The organism is Pseudoclavibacter helvolus (assembly GCF_014191305.1).
GTDB classification, from domain to species: Bacteria; Actinomycetota; Actinomycetes; order Actinomycetales; family Microbacteriaceae; genus Pseudoclavibacter; species Pseudoclavibacter helvolus.
Genome location: NZ_JACHWJ010000003.1, coordinates 150608 through 166944 on the forward strand (window position 1 = coordinate 150608; position 16337 = coordinate 166944).

At 67.7% G+C, this 16337-nt stretch carries 12 protein-coding genes and 1 pseudogene; 9 read left to right on the forward strand and 4 right to left on the reverse strand.

The genetic code is table 11. The annotated features are described in order from the left end of the window. Window positions 1-57: 57 nt before the first annotated feature. A complete protein-coding gene (locus FHX72_RS10355) occupies window positions 58-1176 on the forward strand; it encodes a DUF418 domain-containing protein (RefSeq protein ID WP_183624865.1) in 1119 nt (372 codons plus the stop codon). A gap of 3 nt (window positions 1177-1179) precedes the next feature. Here the strand turns inward: FHX72_RS10355 and glgX are convergent, their stop codons facing one another. After that, on the reverse strand, window positions 1180-3225 hold the full coding sequence (gene glgX / locus FHX72_RS10360; RefSeq protein ID WP_244964188.1) for a glycogen debranching protein GlgX: 2046 nt from the start codon (window positions 3223-3225) through the stop codon (window positions 1180-1182). Between the two features lie 193 nt (window positions 3226-3418). Between glgX and FHX72_RS10365 the strand changes: the two genes are divergently transcribed. Continuing rightward, complete coding sequence (locus tag FHX72_RS10365; protein WP_183624869.1) at window positions 3419-3721, forward strand: DUF427 domain-containing protein; 303 nt, start codon at window positions 3419-3421, stop codon at window positions 3719-3721. A gap of 45 nt (window positions 3722-3766) precedes the next feature. Here the strand turns inward: FHX72_RS10365 and FHX72_RS10370 are convergent, their stop codons facing one another. Then, on the reverse strand, window positions 3767-4153 hold the full coding sequence (locus tag FHX72_RS10370) for a hypothetical protein (RefSeq protein ID WP_183624871.1): 387 nt from the start codon (window positions 4151-4153) through the stop codon (window positions 3767-3769). Between the two features lie 183 nt (window positions 4154-4336). Here FHX72_RS10370 and FHX72_RS10375 point away from each other — a divergent pair, with 183 nt between their 5' ends. The 3 genes from FHX72_RS10375 to nagB all read left to right on the forward strand — a co-directional run bounded on the left by FHX72_RS10375 (window position 4337) and on the right by nagB (window position 8047). Further along, window positions 4337-5053 carry a GntR family transcriptional regulator gene (locus FHX72_RS10375; RefSeq protein WP_183624873.1) on the forward strand — a complete coding sequence of 239 codons (717 nt, stop codon included), beginning with the start codon at window positions 4337-4339 and terminating at the stop codon, window positions 5051-5053. Window positions 5054-5147: 94 nt separating this feature from the next. Further along, window positions 5148-7067, forward strand: a complete 1920-nt coding sequence (gene nagE / locus FHX72_RS10380; RefSeq protein WP_183624875.1) for an N-acetylglucosamine-specific PTS transporter subunit IIBC — start codon at window positions 5148-5150, stop codon at window positions 7065-7067. Window positions 7068-7264: 197 nt separating this feature from the next. Continuing rightward, on the forward strand, window positions 7265-8047 hold the full coding sequence (gene nagB, locus FHX72_RS10385) for a glucosamine-6-phosphate deaminase (protein ID WP_183624878.1): 783 nt from the start codon (window positions 7265-7267) through the stop codon (window positions 8045-8047). 230 nt (window positions 8048-8277) lie between these two features. Here the strand turns inward: nagB and nagA are convergent, their stop codons facing one another. After that, window positions 8278-9405, reverse strand: a complete 1128-nt coding sequence (nagA, locus tag FHX72_RS10390; RefSeq protein ID WP_183624880.1) for an N-acetylglucosamine-6-phosphate deacetylase — start codon at window positions 9403-9405, stop codon at window positions 8278-8280. A 255-nt stretch (window positions 9406-9660) separates the two neighbouring features. Here nagA and FHX72_RS10395 point away from each other — a divergent pair, with 255 nt between their 5' ends. From FHX72_RS10395 to FHX72_RS10410, 4 genes are all read left to right on the forward strand, one after another. Next, window positions 9661-10290 (forward strand): TetR/AcrR family transcriptional regulator, encoded by a 630-nt coding sequence (locus FHX72_RS10395; RefSeq protein WP_183624882.1) that lies wholly within the window; start codon window positions 9661-9663, stop codon window positions 10288-10290. A 153-nt stretch (window positions 10291-10443) separates the two neighbouring features. Beyond that, window positions 10444-12756: a S8 family serine peptidase gene (locus tag FHX72_RS19695; RefSeq protein ID WP_183624884.1), complete on the forward strand. Its 2313-nt coding sequence runs from the start codon at window positions 10444-10446 to the stop codon at window positions 12754-12756. Between the two features lie 38 nt (window positions 12757-12794). After that, window positions 12795-15092 (forward strand): S8 family serine peptidase, encoded by a 2298-nt coding sequence (locus tag FHX72_RS19700; protein WP_183624886.1) that lies wholly within the window; start codon window positions 12795-12797, stop codon window positions 15090-15092. Continuing rightward, complete coding sequence (locus FHX72_RS10410; protein WP_183624888.1) at window positions 15089-15967, forward strand: oxygenase MpaB family protein; 879 nt, start codon at window positions 15089-15091, stop codon at window positions 15965-15967. The genes FHX72_RS19700 and FHX72_RS10410 overlap by 4 nt, the downstream gene beginning before the upstream one ends. Here FHX72_RS10410 and FHX72_RS10415 read toward each other — a convergent pair. Further along, window positions 15957-16160 (reverse strand): annotated as a pseudogene (locus tag FHX72_RS10415) (response regulator transcription factor); the annotation flags it as partial. The gene FHX72_RS10410 and the pseudogene FHX72_RS10415 sit on opposite strands and share 11 nt — an antisense overlap. Between the last annotated feature and the right edge of the window lie 177 nt (window positions 16161-16337).

Here is a 16337-nt window from a genome sequence, read left to right on the forward strand (position 1 = left end):
CCAGAGGATGACGCCGGTCCATCCCGGGCACGACGCGGTCCGGCGCGCAGTCGGCCCATGATGGGTCGTCGCGCCAATCCTGAGATCCGGGCCGCGCCGCGAAAGGCACGTCTTGACCTCCCTCTCCTCCCCCGAGCGAACCTCCTCCGCACACACTGCACCCACCGCACTCCCCCATCCGGCGGGCGGATCGCGGCGCTCGACGTCATCCGTGGAGCCGCCATCTGCGGCATCCTCTTCGTCAACATCGGGCCGCTCGTGCACTTCGGCTACGACACCGGCGTGCCCCAGCCCACCAACCTCGGCGACCCGACTGGGTGGCTGCAGCTGTTCGTGCAGCAGCGCTTCTTCCCGATCTTCTCGCTGCTCTTCGGAATCGGCTTCGCCCTGTTCTTCGAATCCGCCGCGAGGCGGTCCGCGCGGCCGAGGGTGCTCCTCCTCCGACGGCTTCTGCTGCTGCTCGCGATCGGCATCCCCTTCGACTTCCTCCAGCCTGGATCAGCCCTGTGGCCGTATGCAGTCGCGGGCCTCATCGTGCTGTTGCCGAGCACCTGGCTGCCACGCTGGGTCAGCGCCGCCGGGGCAGTCGTGCTCATCGTCGCGAGCTTCGCGCTCACGGGCGGCGGCATCAGCCTCATCCCCGGCCTCTTCCTGCTCGGCGCGAGCCTGACCCGATACGGCGTGGTGCGCTCGATCGGCCGCTCGCGCGGCGGCTCGGTCGTCGCGCTGATCGCCTTCGCCGTGGCCTCGGTGCCACTCGCGATCTGGCAGGCGGGCGATATCAGAATGTCGGGCTTCGACCTCGCTTCGGGGCTGGCGGGGCTCGCGATGGCCGGCGCCTACGTGGCCCTGCTCTCCCTCATGATGACGACGGGCCTCGCACGTCCGCTGGAGGTCGTCTTCGCGCCACTCGGCAAGATGGCGCTCACCAACTACGTCGTTGGCGCCCCGCTCATGCTCGCGGCGGGCGCGCTCTTCGATCTCTCCCACAGCACCTCGTGGGGGCTGCTGCTGAGCTGCGCGATTGTGATCCTCGCGCTGCAGTGGATCGCGAGCACGCTCTGGCTCCGGTTCTTCACGCAGGGCCCACTCGAATGGCTCTGGCGCTGGGGAACGTGGGGCACGCGTGGGCCTCTCCGGAGGGTGCACACCGGAGAGGCCACGCGGGCGGAATGAGGGTCAGCGCTGGGCGAGCGAACGGAGCAGCGTGAACGAACCCTCCTTGACCATGAGCGTCGTCACCGGGTCGCTCACCCGCTGATCGCCATCGCTCGAGAGTGCCAGCTCCCAGGTGCCGAGAGGCGCATCTGGAACCGTGAACTCGACCGCGTTCTCCGCGGCGTTCAACAGCAGAGCAAACGAGTCGGCGCCCGTGTGTGAGAACACGAACGCGATCGAGCGGGCGTCCGGGTTCTCCCAGTCGGCGTCGTCGAAGCCGCGCGCATCCGATCGGAGGACGTCGACGGTGTCGAGTGCGTCCGCATCCGGTGCCTGTCGGAACCAGGCTGGCCGAAGCGCGGGATGCTCGGCACGCAGCGAGATGAGCGTCCGAGTGAACTCGAGCAGGTCGGCATCCACGGCCTCCCAATCGAACCAGGAGATTTTGTTGTCCTGGCAGTAGGCGTTGTTGTTGCCACCCTGCGTGCGGCCGAGCTCGTCGCCGCCGAGGATCATCGGCACGCCCGCGGAGAGCAGCAGCGTGGCGAGGAGGTTGCGGCGCTTGCGACCGCGGCGCTCGTTCACCGATTCGTCGTCAGTGGGGCCCTCCGCGCCGCCGTTGGAGGAGCGGTTGTCGCTCTCGCCGTCCTGGTTGTCCTCGCCGTTCGCGGCGTTGTGCTTGTCGTTGTAGGACGTGAGATCGGCGAGCGTGAACCCGTCGTGCGCGGTGATGAAGTTCACGCTCGAGAGCGGCGAGCGTCGGCTCAGCTCGTACACATCCGGTGAGCCGAGGATGCGCTGGGCCGTCGTCCCGAGCGTCGCGTCGCTGCCGTTCCAGAAGTCGCGGGCGTCGTCGCGGAACTTCCCGTTCCACTCCGACCAGTCCGCGGGGAACCCGCCCACCTGGTAGCCGGCGGTGTCCCACGGTTCGGCGATCATTTTGACCGGTGCGAGCACCGGGTCCTGCTGGATGAGCGTGAGGAACGCGCTGTGCAGCTCGGCGTCGCCACCCTGGCGGGTGAGGGTCGTCGCAAGGTCGAATCGGAACCCGTCGACGTGCATCTCGGTTACCCAGTAGCGGAGCGAGTCCATGATGAGGCCGAGCGCCGCCGGGTGGCCCACGTTGACGCTGTTGCCGGTACCTGTCGTGTCGAAGTAGTGGCCCTCGTCTCCCTCCACGAGCCGGTAGTAGGCGGCGTTGTCGAGGCCCTTGAACGACAGCGTCGGGCCCATGTGGTTGCCCTCGGCGGTGTGGTTGTAGACGACGTCGAGGATCACTTCGAGGCCCGCGGCGTGCAGAGCCTTCACGAGCTCCTTGAACTCGGCGACCTGTCCGCCGCCATCACCCGTCGAGGAGTAGTCGCCGTGGGGTGCGAAGAAGCCAATCGAGTTGTAGCCCCAGTAGTTGCGCAGGTCTTTCTCCTCGAGGTGGCTGTCCTGCACAAACTGCTGCACGGGGAGCAGCTCGACGGAGGTCACGCCGAGGTCGACGAAGTGCTTGATGGCGGCGGGGTGCGCCAGCCCGGCGTACGTTCCGCGGATCTCCTCCGGCACGTCGGGGTGCAGCTGCGTGAAGCCCTTGACGTGCACCTCGTAGATGACGGTCTGGTCGAGCGGGATGCGGGGAGCCGCGTCATCGCCCCAGTCGACGCTGGGGTCGGTGACGACGCTCAGGGGCACGGAGCCCGCCGAGTCGGTGTCGTCGCGCTGCTCTGGCTCGTTCATGTCGTGGCCGAACACTGCCTGCGACCAGGCGTACTGGCCCTCGATCGCCGTGGCGTGCGGGTCCAGGAGTAGCTTGTTGACGTTGTGGCGGAGGCCATGCTCCGGTTGCCACGGGCCGTCGACCCGGAGTCCGTAGCGGGAGCCGAGTTGCAGCTCGTCGACGAATCCGTGGAACACGTGCCCCGTGCGCTGGTCAAGGCGCGTGCGGGTCTCAGCCCCGGCCTCGTCGAACGTGCTCACGTACACCGCGTCGGCGGTCTCCGAGTAGACGGCGAAGTTCGATCGGCCGTCGACAGTGCTGAAGCCGAGCGGATACGGGCGGGAGCGATCGGAGTGCGGCAACGGAAGGCCTTCCAGTGGCGGGGGATCGGGGCCCTGGCGCGGAACCCCGCCGTTGAGAGTAAGGCAGGCGCGGGGCGGCTCTGCCGACGTTCTCCCAGGTACGCGCGGCGCGCATCCACGGGCATCACCGTTCTCCCAGCCTGTGGGGCGACGCTTCCCGTCTCCCCACTCGATCCCCACCGGAGGAACCACCATGAAGGCAACCGTCAACGGAACCGTCATCGCCGAAGCGCCCGAGTCCGAGCTCGTCGGCATCGAGGGCAACCACTACTTCCCGCCGGCGTCGCTGAACTCCGGGTCGTTCACGAAGAGCGACACGCAGTACACCTGCCCATGGAAGGGGCACGCACAATACTGGGACGTCGTGGTCGACGGCGAGGTGCACCGCGACGCCGCCTGGAGCTACCCGGAGCCGTTCGATGGATCGACCGAGCGGGTCGGACACGACTTCGCCGGCTACGTCGCCTTCGACAAGTCGCAGGTCAGCATCGGCTGACGCCCGTGCTCAGGGTGACGTGCTCGGTGCGGAGCCTTGGCCGGTCTAGCTCATCGTGAGCTCGAACCCCTTGCCGCTGTCGGGGAAGACTAAGTCGACGAAAACCGGGACATCGGGCACCTGACCGCTCGGGAAGTCCAGCGTTTCAGAGTAGATATGCCCAAGACCGAGACACGCAGTCGAGTCCGATGTGGTCTTGATCTCGATGGTGAAGTTGTGGTCATCGGCCTGAGTGATGTCTGCGGCGTGCTCTTGCGAGCATGACGTCAGCAAGCTATCCGGGAACTGGACGGCAACACTCTTCCGGTCAGCCGTCCACATGAGTGTCGGGGCATACCCCGGCGGCCATTCCAGGTTCTCGTAGTCGATTGGAAGTGGCAGGTCGACGGGATCAGGTTCAGGAGCGCAGCCGGCGAGCAGGGCCGTCGCCATGAGCGCAGCGAAGACAGGTAGCGCTTGACGTTTCCTCGCTCCTGTTCCCATGCGGCGACGCTAGCGGACCTGGAGTGAGGTCGGCAACGGGCCCCTCGTGTCCCGGTGTGAGTGCTCGGCGTGAGTGCATCGTCTGTGACGCCCCCGCGAGAAGGGTTGATTGCGCGATGGGATACTTACGACATGGCAAGTGCTAGTGGGTCAACAGCTCTCGAGGGCGTCCGCGCCCTCGCCGCAACGCTCTCGCCAGGCGAGCTGCTGCCGTCGGAACGCACGCTTGCCGCGCAGCTTGGGGTTGCGCGCATGACGGTCCGCGCGGCAATCGATGTGCTCGAGCGTGAGGGTCTCGTCCGCACGAAACGAGGCATCGGCACGGAGAAGCTCGCACCACCCGTCTCCCTGCAGGTTCGGCTTCGGTCGTTTGCCAGTGCCGTCCGCGAGCACGGGATGCGCGCCGAGACGCAGGTGCTCTCGTTCGTCCGCAGCACCGAGCGCCCGCCCGAAGTTGAGGAGCACCTGCAGCTCCCTCCGGGCGCTGAGACCATCCACCTGCGCAGGCTGCGCCTCGGGGATGACCGTCCGCTTGCTCTCGAAGACGAATGGCTGCCCGCGGCGCTCGTTCCGCAGCTCAAAGAGGAGACCGCGAAGGGGAGCATCTACGAGATGCTCGAGGGTCTCGACCTCCTGCCGACGGAGGGCGTCGAGGTCGTCACGGCCACATTGCCGAGCTCCGAGGAGATCGAGCTGCTCGGTATCGCGGCGAGCTACCCCGTTCTGCGTCTCTCGCGCGCCGCGATCGCCCGCGGGCTGCCGATGTCCTACTCGCGGGCGACGTTCCCGGCCGACCGTTTCGAGCTGACGTTCCCTCTCGTGGAGCGCCTCTCGCTGCCCCACTCCTGACCCAAACCGAACCACTGGCGAACTCTGGTCTATACCAGGGCGGATTTTCCAAGTAGAGTCCCCCTAACTTTTCCTTTGACCATGGAGTCACGCCATGAAATATCTCCAGAAACTCGGCAAGTCGCTCATGCTGCCGGTGGCTGTCCTGCCGGTAGCGGCGATCCTGTCCGGTATTGGGTACTGGATCCTCAACACAGCGGGCGAGAACTTCGTCCAGGCCTTCTTCACCGCGGCAGGAGGCGCGCTGCTCGACAATCTGCCGCTGCTCTTCGCGCTCGGTGTGGCGATCGGTATGGCATCGAAGCCAGACGGTACCGCCGCACTCGCAGGCCTCGTGTCCTGGCTCGTGGTGACTCGGCTCCTCAGTCCTGAGACGGTCGCGACGCTACAGGGCATCGCGGTTGAGGACGTCAACATCGGCTTCGGGCGCATCGAGAATGCGTTCGTCGGCATCATCTGCGGCCTCATCGGCGCCTACTGCTACGACAAGTTCAAGGACGTGAAGCTCCCATCGGCGCTCTCGTTCTTCTCCGGCAAGCGCTCCGTCGCGATCGTCACGACCGGTGCATCCCTGGCTGTCGCACTCGTGCTGTACTTCGTGTGGCCGATCCTGTTCGGCGGCCTCGTCTCATTCGGTGAGTGGATGGTCGGGCTCGGCCCGGTCGGCGCGGGCCTCTACGGCTTCTTCAACCGCCTGCTCATTCCGCTCGGCCTGCACCACGCGCTCAACGCCGTGTTCTGGTTCGACGTCGCCGGCATCAACGACCTCGGTAACTTCCTGAACGGCACTGGCACGGCAGGTGTCACCGGCCAGTACATGACCGGTTACTTCCCGATCATGATGTTCGGCCTGCCGGGTGCCGCCCTCGCTATGTACCTCACGGCCAAGACGCACCGCCGCAAGGTCACCGCGGGCATCCTGCTCTCCGGCGCCTTCGCGTCGTTCTTCGTCGGCGTCACCGAGCCGCTCGAGTTCGCCTTCATGTTCCTCGCGCCTGCCCTGTACGTGGTCCACGCGATCTTCACTGGCATCTCGATGTTCATCATGGCGCTGCTGCCGGTGCGCATGGGCTTCGGGTTCTCGGGTGGCTTCATCGACCTCATGCTCGGCTGGGTCAATCCGCTGGCGCAGAACCCGTGGATGATCTTCCTTGCCGGCGCCGTCTGGTTTGTCATCTACTTCGCGGCCTTCTACTTCATCATCAAGCGCTTCGACCTGAAGACGCCGGGTCGTGAAGACGAAGAGGTGGAGGTGGACGAGGCGTCGACAGGGTCGTCGAAGTTCCTCAACCAGGCCTCCGCGATCCTCAAGGGGCTCGGCGGCAAGGAGAACGTGCTCGAGCTCGACAACTGCGCGACGCGACTCCGCATGGAGGTTGCTGACGTGTCGAAGGTCGACGACGCGGCGATCCGTCGCGCGGGTGCTGCCGGAATCATGAAGCCCGGCGGAAAGTCCGTGCAGGTCATCTACGGCCTCGAAGTGCAGTTCGTCAAGGATGCGATGGAGGACCTCATCGCCGGTCGCGTCGAGGCGCCAGTCGCGACGGTTGTCGCCGCTGATGCTGCTGTGGCCGAGGTCCCGCAGGGCGGTGTGGCTACGAAGACCGTGCTCACCGTGCGCCAGCCGCTGGCGGGTCGCGTCGTCGCGCTGTCCGAGGTACCGGATGCGACGTTCGCCGAGGGGATCATGGGTCAAGGCGTGGCAGTGGAGCCTACGGGTGACACCGTGTGGGCCCCGGCCGACGGCACTGTCGCGCACATCTTCCCAACGAGCCACGCGGTCGCGCTGAAGCTCACCGATGGCACCGAGCTCCTCGTCCACGTCGGTGTGGACACCGTGGAGATGAAGGGCGAGGGATTCAAGACCCTCGTCTCCGTCGGGGACGAGGTCGCAGAGGGAACGCCGCTCCTGCGGTTCGACCTCGACGCGATCCGCGCGGCCGGGCATCCTGCCGTGACTCCCGTCATCGTGCTCGGGGGTGCCGACGTCGAGCTGAAGCTGCGCGAGGTCTAACCGCCCGCTCAGCGACAATCGCTCAACGGCAAGGGGTGGGCTTCCGGACTCGGGAGCTCACCCCTTCTGCCATGGTGGACTAGACCACGCCGTGGTTTGCCGGTATTGTGAAGCGCAACACGCCTCACCGATCAGACTGCAACTCCATGAGACTGGACTGAGGCATCCCGATCGTCGTCGATCTCTAGGAGCAGCACATGGAAGTTGTCATCATGGCCGGGCCGGCAGAAGTCGGTGCCTTCGCAGCAGGACGCATCTCGGATGTCGTTGACGCGAACCCGGAGGCAGTGCTGGGTGTCGCCACCGGTTCGAGCCCCCTGGAGACGTACCGGGCGCTTGCCGCCCGACGGGAGGCGGGGCTCGATTTCAGCCGGGTGAGCGCCTTCGCGCTCGACGAGTATGTCGGGATCGACCGATCGCATCCCGAGTCGTACCACGCCGTGGTCGGGCGCGAGGTTGTGGAGCCGCTTGGCCTCAACCCCGCGCGAGTCCACGTTCCCGACGGCCTCGCGGACGACCTCGACGCGGCCTGCGCAGACTACGAGGCCAAGATCCTCGCCGCGGGAGGCGTCGACGTGCAGCTCCTCGGCATCGGCGCGAATGGACACATCGGCTTCAACGAGCCCACCTCCTCACTCTCCTCGCGCACCCGCGTCAAGACCCTCGCCCCGAAGACCCGCACCGACAACGCGCGCTTCTTCGACAGGCCCGAAGACGTCCCCGTGCACTGCCTCACGCAGGGGCTCGGCACCATCCTCGACGCGAGAAGCGTCGTGCTCGTCGCGCAGGGCGCCTCCAAGGCGCGCGCGGTCGCCGCCATGGTCGAGGGACCAGTCTCCTCGATGTGGCCGGGCTCCGTCCTCCAGCTGCACCGTAGGGCGACGATCGTCATCGACGAGGCCGCAGCCGCCGAGCTCGCCATGGCCGACTACTACCGGTACACGGTCGAGCACCGAGCGGGCGTGCAGCCGGAGGCGTAGTCGGGGCTGCAGCTCTGGCGACGTGCTGCGCCATGGTTAGCACTCGTGGTGTTAGCGACCCTGATGGGTTTCGGGATACAAGTGATGGGTTTTGGTGACGGGTGATGGGTAAAAACCCATGACCAGTCGTCGGAACCCATCACACGCGCCGCGATCGGACGGGTCATTCTCGCGCATCGCGGTCCTCCGTGTATCGGAGTTCGCGCGTGTCGGCGTCCCGTGGGTCGCGGTCAGCGCACCCACGTGCCGTGACGCATGACGCGCTGGACGCCCAGAGAGGCGTCCAGGACAACAAGGTCTGCGTAGTTTCCCGGCGCGAGCGCGCCGACTCTGTCGAGCCCGAGGGTTGCGGCGGGGGTCGCGGTCGCGGCGCGCACGACGTCGGCGAGCGGCAGCCCAACTACGGCAACCGCGTACTGCACGGCCTGCGCCATCGTGAGTGTCGACCCCGCGATGGCGCCGCCCTCGGTGAGGCGGGCAACGCCGTCGCGCACCTCGACGTCGAGCGAGCCGAGTACGTAGTCGCCGTCGTGCATGCACGCCGCCGACATGGCGTCGGTGACGAGCATGAACTGGTTCGGCTTGGCGACCGCCGCAAGTCTGAGGGTCGCGGGATGCACGTGGGTGCCATCCGCGATGAGCTCGATCACCGCATCCGGATGCTCAAGCAGTGCGGCAACTGGGCCCGGTTCGCGGTGGTGCAGTCCGCGCATCGCGTTGAAGAGGTGGGTGCCGACGGTCGCGCCGTGATCGAGTGCGTCGCGCGCAATGTCGTAGCTCGCGTCCGTGTGTCCGATCGCGGCGATGACGCCGGCTTCGGTGAGCGCGCTGACGGCCTCGAGGCCACCAGGCAGCTCGGGCGCGAGCGTGACCATGCGCACCTGGCCACGCCCGGCCGAGAGGAGGGCGGCGAGATCCTCATCGTTGGGTTCGATGAGGTGCTGCTGCGCGTGCGCGCCCGGATGCAGCGGGCTGAGCCAGGGGCCCTCGAGGTGGACGCCCGCGAGCGTCCCCTCCTCGACGAGCGTGGCCAACCCGGAGACTGAGTCGCACAGTGCGGAGACCTCTTCCGTGACGAGGCTCGCCACGATCGAGGTCGTGCCGCTCTCAAGGTGCGTGCGGGCCGCAGTTTCGGCTGTCTCTCTGGCGCCTCCGTCGAACGAGGCGCCGCCGCCGCCGTGCACATGCCCATCCACGAATCCGGGCACGATCGTCGCATCCCCGAGGTCGATGACGTCGCTCCGCCCGGCTGGAGGTTGCCCCGCGCCGACGTTGTGCACAAAAGCGCCGTCGATCTCGACCCAGCCTGGCGAGAGGAGACGACTCGGAGTGATGACGTTTGCAGCGCTGACGATCATTCTGCTAGCTCCGTCTTTCGAGGGTTCGGCTCACTGGTCTGTACCAGTTGTACTTTTGCTCGTGCGCGCGTCGGTGTCAAGTCGAAAGTGGCGGGCGGAGGCCGGGCCTGAGGGCTTCGATTACGCTCGTCGAGGCGTACTCGGCCTGGTTCTGGAGGGTGGCCACGTATCCCCGGGGCTGCACCCGGGCAAATCTTTGGACGAAGTCCAAACTTGACCAGAGTCCAAACTTCTCACTACTCTCGGAAGCACACCATGAATGCACCCAACTCGCCTTCTGGTGGCCTCCGTGCCCGTAAGAAGCGAGAGACCGAGAATGCCATCGAGAACGCCGCCGTCGACCTGGCCCTTGAGCTGGGCTTCGACGCCACGACGGTCGAGGCGATCTGCGAGCGCGCCGGCATCTCGCGGTCCACGTTCTTCAACTACTTCCCCAGCCGTGAGACGGCCATCACGGGGCGAATGGTGCAGCTCCTGCGCGGCGACGACGCCGACCGCATCCTCGACGAACATGCGCCGGACCTCGCACACGGCATGCTCGCGCTGGTCCTCGCATCCATCGGCCACGCCCATATCAACAGTGACGTGGCACGCAAGCGAGCCCAGCTCAGCGCAGAGCAGCCTGACACCATCACCCGCTCGACGGGAACGCTCCTCGCGATCGGGACGCAGCTCCTCGAAGTCGGGGTCGGCTGGCTCGTCCGTCGCCCCGAGTATGCGCGCCTGCCAGGTGACCCCGGGCGGGAAGCCGTCATCGCGGCAGGCCTCTGCCACGCCGCCTTCAGCTCCATCATGGTCGACGCCGCCTCGAACCTCGGCGACCTCGAAGTCAGCGACGACGACATCACGAGCGCATTCGACGCAGTGCGCGTCGTCCTCGACTGACCGCGCCCTTCCGCACTCCCCGCCCCACTCGTAGCCTCTTTCCGACCGCGCTTCCTGCTCGACCCGCACGTTCTGCTTCCCCCTGCACCGCCGCTCCATCAGCTCCTGCTCCAGCTCTGCCCCTGTTTCAGTGCCTACCCCCGAGGTGTTCTGGTGAAACCTTTCCGTACCCTTTTCCGCGCCACTGTCGTCGCGCTCGCCGCTTGCCTCGTCGCCGGAAGTTTCGGCGTCGGAGCGGCCTCCGCGGCTCCAGCGCCCGATGACAGCGAGAAGCTCTCTGGCAGGCTCGCAGCCCTTGCCGAAGTGGACGTTTCGTCCGACCCGGCAGTCGCTGAAGAGCAACTCAAGTCGACGACGACCGAGCAGCTCGCCCTTCCCGACTCCGGGCCTGCGAGTATGCGTGTGACCGGCGACAGCGTCGCCGTCACCGTCTACTACTCGACGCCGCCAGTCGCCGCCGACATCGAGGCGCTCGCAGCGCTGGGAACCGTCGACTCCGTGGCAGCCAAGTACCTCGTGATCGGCGCCACGATCCCGACGAGTAACCTCGAAGCGGTCGCCGCGCTCGAGCACGTGCAGTCCGTGCAGGAGACGCTGACCCCCGGCTCGAGCGGAACCGCATGGGACGGCGCCATCGCGCCAACGGTGACAGAGACCGATACCAAAACGGATGCGCCGTCCGAGGCGTCGGCCGATGCCGACACCTGCCGCGCAGTGCCCGCGAACCTCGCCGAGCCGCTCAACGTGCCCCTCGCACGCGAGCTCTACGGGCTCGACGGCGAGGGGGTCCGCATCGGGATCATCTCCGACTCGTTTGATCACGCAGCCGAGCTGCTCCCGAGCACACCGGCACAGGACGTCGCTGCTGGCATGCTCCCCGGCTCGGGAAACCCGTGTGGGTACGAGCAGCCTGTCGAGGTCCTCATGGAAAGCACGGACCCGGCCAGCGACGAGGGTCGCGGCATGGCGCAGCTGGTGCATTCCATCGCCCCGGGTGCCACGCTACTGTTCGCGTCCGGCTGGGACGGCCAGGCCGGATTCGCGGAGGCCGTTGAGCGTCTGACCGCAGCCGGTGCAGACATCATCGTCGACGACGTCAGCTACTTCGACGAACCGATCTTCCAGGACGGGGTTCCCTCCAACGCCGTGAACGATGCGGTTGCTCTTGGCGTCACCTTCTTCAGCTCGGCTGGCAACACCACCAGCATCGGCACGCAGGGTGAAAGCGCAGGGCGCGTGATCTCCTCATGGGAGGCCCCAGAGTACCGGCCCACGGCCTGCCCGGCGGTGGTGACCGATCTGCTGCCCGAGTCTGGTGCCGCGAGCGTCGACTGCATGGACTTCGACCCTAGTGCCGGCCAGGACTCGACAAACACGCTGACGTACCCGGACCTCGAAAGTCGCGGTTTCACCGCGATCACGATGCTGCAGTGGGCTGAGCCGGTGGGCGCTGCAACCAACGAACTCGCCGTCTTCGTCCTCGACGACTCGGGAACGGTCGTCGGGCTAAGCCTCGCCGGTACCGCGGGCTCCCCGATCCAGATCGCAGGTTTCCAGCCGAGCGCTGGTGACTACGACTTCGTGATCGTCCGTGACACGAGCGACGGGGTCCCCGCGCTGAACCCGCGCGTGAAGATGATCTTCATGGGCGGCTTCCTCCAGGCCGCGGAATATTCGAAGAGCACGGGCGGCGACATCGTCGGCCCGTCCATCTTCGGGCACAACGGCACGCCCGCCGTCGTGAGCGTCTCGGCAGCGAACGCGGCCACGCCCACGGAGCTCGAGCGCTTCAGCTCGACCGGGCCGACCACGCTCTACTTCGAGCCCTTCCCCAGCACGAACGCGCTGCCGGAGCCCATCTCGGGCGCACCCACCCTGACCTCGCTTGATGGCGGGTGGACGAACTTCTTCGGCAACCCCGTCGACGGTCAGCCGGGGGTCTACTCGTTCACGGGCACCTCCGCGGCTGCTCCGGCCGCGGCCGCTGTGACCGGGCTCGGGCTGCAGCTCGACCCCGGTGCAACGCCGCAAGAACTGCGGGATGCGCTCACGGACACGGCCGTCCCGATCGACAGCATCGTCGAGTCCGTTACAGTGGCCGACTCAGCTGGTGCCGGACTCGTGGATGCGGTTGGGCTCCTCGCGGCCCTCCCCTCGTCGACCCCCATTCCGACGCCGACCCCGACCCCGACCGTCACGCCGACCGTCTCGCCGACGGTCTCGCCGACCGTCGAGCCGACCACGGCTCCGACCGTCGTGCCCGTGAGCCCAACAGCAGTCCCCGTGCCCGGCGTCGAGACAGTGGCACCGGTTCCCGCGACCTCAACGCCCGCCCCCTCGGCAGACGACAAGCTCGCATCCACTGGAGAAGACGCCCCTCTTGGGCTTGCCGCACTCGTCGGTGCGCTTGTCCTCGCGGCGGGCATCACGATCCTGACGCTCCGCCGACGGACAGGCGAGCGATGACCCGCAACGGTGCAGTACCTACCCCCAAAGGTGTTCACGTGAAGATCGTTCGAAATCTCTCCCGCGTCACAGTCGCCGCGCTGACAGTCGGCCTTGTTGTCGGCGGCTTCGGGGTCGGGGCCGCGACCGCGGCACCCGCATCCGACAGCAGCGAGAAACTGTCCGGGCGACTGACCGCGCTTGCGGCAGTCGACGTCTCCTCCGACCCGGCTGTGGCCGAGCAGCAGCTCGCAACAGCGTCGCCCGCCGAGCTCGCGCTGCCAGAGTCTGGCCCCGCGAGCCTGCAGCTCGATGGCGGCAGCGTGGCGGTCACCGTCTACTACTCGACGCCGCCGCTTGCCGCGGACATCGACGCGCTCGCGGCACTCGGCACCGTCGACTCCGTCGCCGCGAAGTACCTCGTCATCGGCGCGACGGTTCCGGTTGGCAACCTCGAGGCGGTTGCCGCCCTCGGCAACGTGCAATCCGTCCAGGAGACGCTCACTCCCGCCTCCAGTGGGTCTGCATGGAACACGGCGAACGCGCTGAAGGTGACGGACACTGACACGGATGCGCCCGCGCAGCCCAGCACGGAGGTCACGGAAGACTCGTGCCGAGCCGTGCCCGCCAACCTCACGGAGCCGCTCAACGTGCCCCTCGCCCGCGAGCTGTACGGCGTCGACGGCGAGGGCGTCCGCATCGGGATCATCTCCGACTCGTACGACTTCTCGCCCGAACCCCTGCCATCGACTCCCGCGGACGACATCGCGGCGGGGCTCCTCCCCGGACCAGGAAACCCCTGTGGGGACGCGCAGCCCGTCGAGGTGCTGCGCGAGAGCCCAACCCCGTCCGCAGACGAGGGGCGTGCAATGGCGCAGCTCGTCTACTCGATCGCGCCAGGCGCGACGCTGCTGTTCGCATCCGGAGCGGGCGGACAAGCGGGCTTCGCGAACGCCGTCGAAACGCTCTCCGGTGCCGGCGCCGACATCATCGTCGACGACCTCGGCTACTACGACGAGACCATGTTCCAAGACGGTGTCGCCGCGAATGCAATGAACGACGCGGTAGCGCTCGGCATCCCGTTCTTCACCGCTGCCGGAAATGACACGTCCATCGGAAGCATCGGTGACAGCGACGGGCGCGTCATCTCCTCGTGGGAGGCGCCAGAGTACCGGCCCACGGAGTGCCCCGCAGCCCTGACAGAGACTCTGGCTCAGAGCGGCATGACCAGCTTTGACTGCATGGACTTCGATCCGGGAACGGGCGAGGACCCCACGAACACGCTCACCTACCCCGATCTCGAGGCGAACGACCTCACCGCGTTCTTCATGCTGCAGTGGGCCGAGCCTGCCGGGGCAGCCACCAACGGTCTCCTGATCGCAGTGACGGATGCCGCCGGTCAGCTCGTCGCGGGCAGCCCGCTCGCCGCCGCCGGCTCGGCGGTGCAGATCGCCGCATTCCAACCTTCCGCGGGCGACTACGACTACACCATCGTGCGCGACACGAGCGATGAGGTTCCTTCGGCCAACCCGCGGGTGAAGACGATCTTCGCCAGCAGCCACCTCCGGGCAGCGGAGTACTCGCAGAGCGAGGGCGGCGATATCGTCGGACCGTCCATCTACGGACACGCAGGCACGCCGAGTGGATTCAGCATCGTCGCCGCCGACGCGGCGACGCCGACCGAGCTCGAACGCTTCAGCGGTACGGGGCCCATGACGCTGTACTTCGAGCCGTTCCCGAGCACAAACGCGCTCCCGGAACCCATCGCCGGCGCACCGACGGTGACCTCGCTGGACGGTGGCTGGACGAACTTCTTCGGACGGGAAGTCGAAGGCCAGGCTGGCGCGTACTCCTTCACCGGAACCTCGGCGGCAGCACCATCGGCCGCGGCCGTAGCCGCGCTCGGGATGCAGCTCAGTCCCGGCCTCACGCCCCAGGACGTGCGGGTTGCGCTGACGGACACTGCCACCCCGATCGACAGCATCGTCGAGTCCGTCTCGGCTGCTGACTCGGCGGGAGCCGGTCTTGTGGATGCGGTCGGGTTCCTCGCGGCGCTGCCAGGGGTCGCGCCGACGCCGACGCCGACGCCGACGCCGACGCCGACGCCGACCCCGACCCCGACCCCCACCTCGACTGCTGTGCCCGTCACACCGACCGGAGTTCCAGTGCCAGGCGTGGTGACGCCGACGCCGACGCCGGCGACCACGACACCGACACCAGCGGCAGGTGACAAGCAGCTCGCATCCACGGGTGCGGATGCGACGCTCGGCCTCGGCGTACTTGCCGGAGCGCTCGCGCTCGCCGCTGGCATCGCGGCGGTCGTCGCGGCCAGTCGCAAGCGAGCGGGCGAGAGATGACAAGCGTGACTGCCAGGCCGCCCGGCGCGGCTGGGCAGCCGAGAGAGGATGACGGCTACTTCGGGCCGGGCAGCGTCACCTGGCGGCTGTTCGCCGACCCGAGTCTCTCCCTCGGCGGCATCGCGGCCATCCTGCTGCAGGCGCTCAACCCCGACATGATGCGGCTCTTCACGAAGGTGAGCGACTTCTACGGCGACGCCGCCGGCCGCTCGGAGCGGACCGGTCGCTACCTCGAGACGATCACCTACGGGGATCGAGCTCACGCTGACGCCGCGGCCAGGTCCGTCCGGCGGATGCACGCGCACGCGCGCTGGGTCGACCCGGAGACCGGGCTGGAGTGGAAGGCGGATACGGAGAGCTGGCAGGACTGGACCCACAACACGCTCGTGTGGTCCATCGTGCGGGCGGCGGCGCTCTATGGCCCCGCGTTGACGGGCGACGAACGCGACCGCTTCGTCCGCGAGCAGCACGCCTCCGCCAGGCTCCTCGGCATGGACGCCTTCAGGCTGCCCTCGACCTGGGCCGAGCTCGACGCCGAGGTTCAGCGCCAGGGTGAGCACATGGCGTTGACGATGGCCGCGAACGAGCTGGCGAGGAACCTGCGCAAGCCGAGCCTCAAGGGGAACCCCGTCGCCGTGCTGATCGGGGTCTCCATCCAGGACGGGATCCTCGCGATCCTGCCCGAGTGGGCTCGCCAGCTGTACGGCATCGAGGGGCGGCCCATGAGTCTGCGGGCGGCCACTCGGACAACGCGCCGTCTCCTCGCCGTCTCACGTCGGCAGGGTCGCGGCGACCGGGCAGTCGTGGCGATCATCCAGCGAGTGGAGGAGCACCCCTATCGGAAGGTGCGGAAGCGGCGACCCATCACCCCGTGACGAGGCGGTGCTCGTAGGCGAACACGACGATCTGGGCGCGGCTCGTGAGCTCCAGCTTCGCGAGCACGTTGCGCACGTGGGTCTTCACGGTCGCCTCGCTCACGAACGCGGCGGCCGCGATCTCGCTGTTGCGCAGGCCCTTCGCTGCGAGGAGGAAGATCTCGCGCTCGCGTGGCGAGAGGGCCGCGATCGCGAGGTCGGGGCGGGGCGCGATCTCGACCGGTTCCGTGGCCGGGGAGGCACCCCGTGCGATGCGTCCGACAGGCATGGCCGGGGCGTGCATCCGCCGCTTCCTTTCATCCGAAGGGGTGAGCGGCGGTCGGGACGATGACGGTCTCGCAGGCTGATGCCCCGCATCCGCACTCGTGAT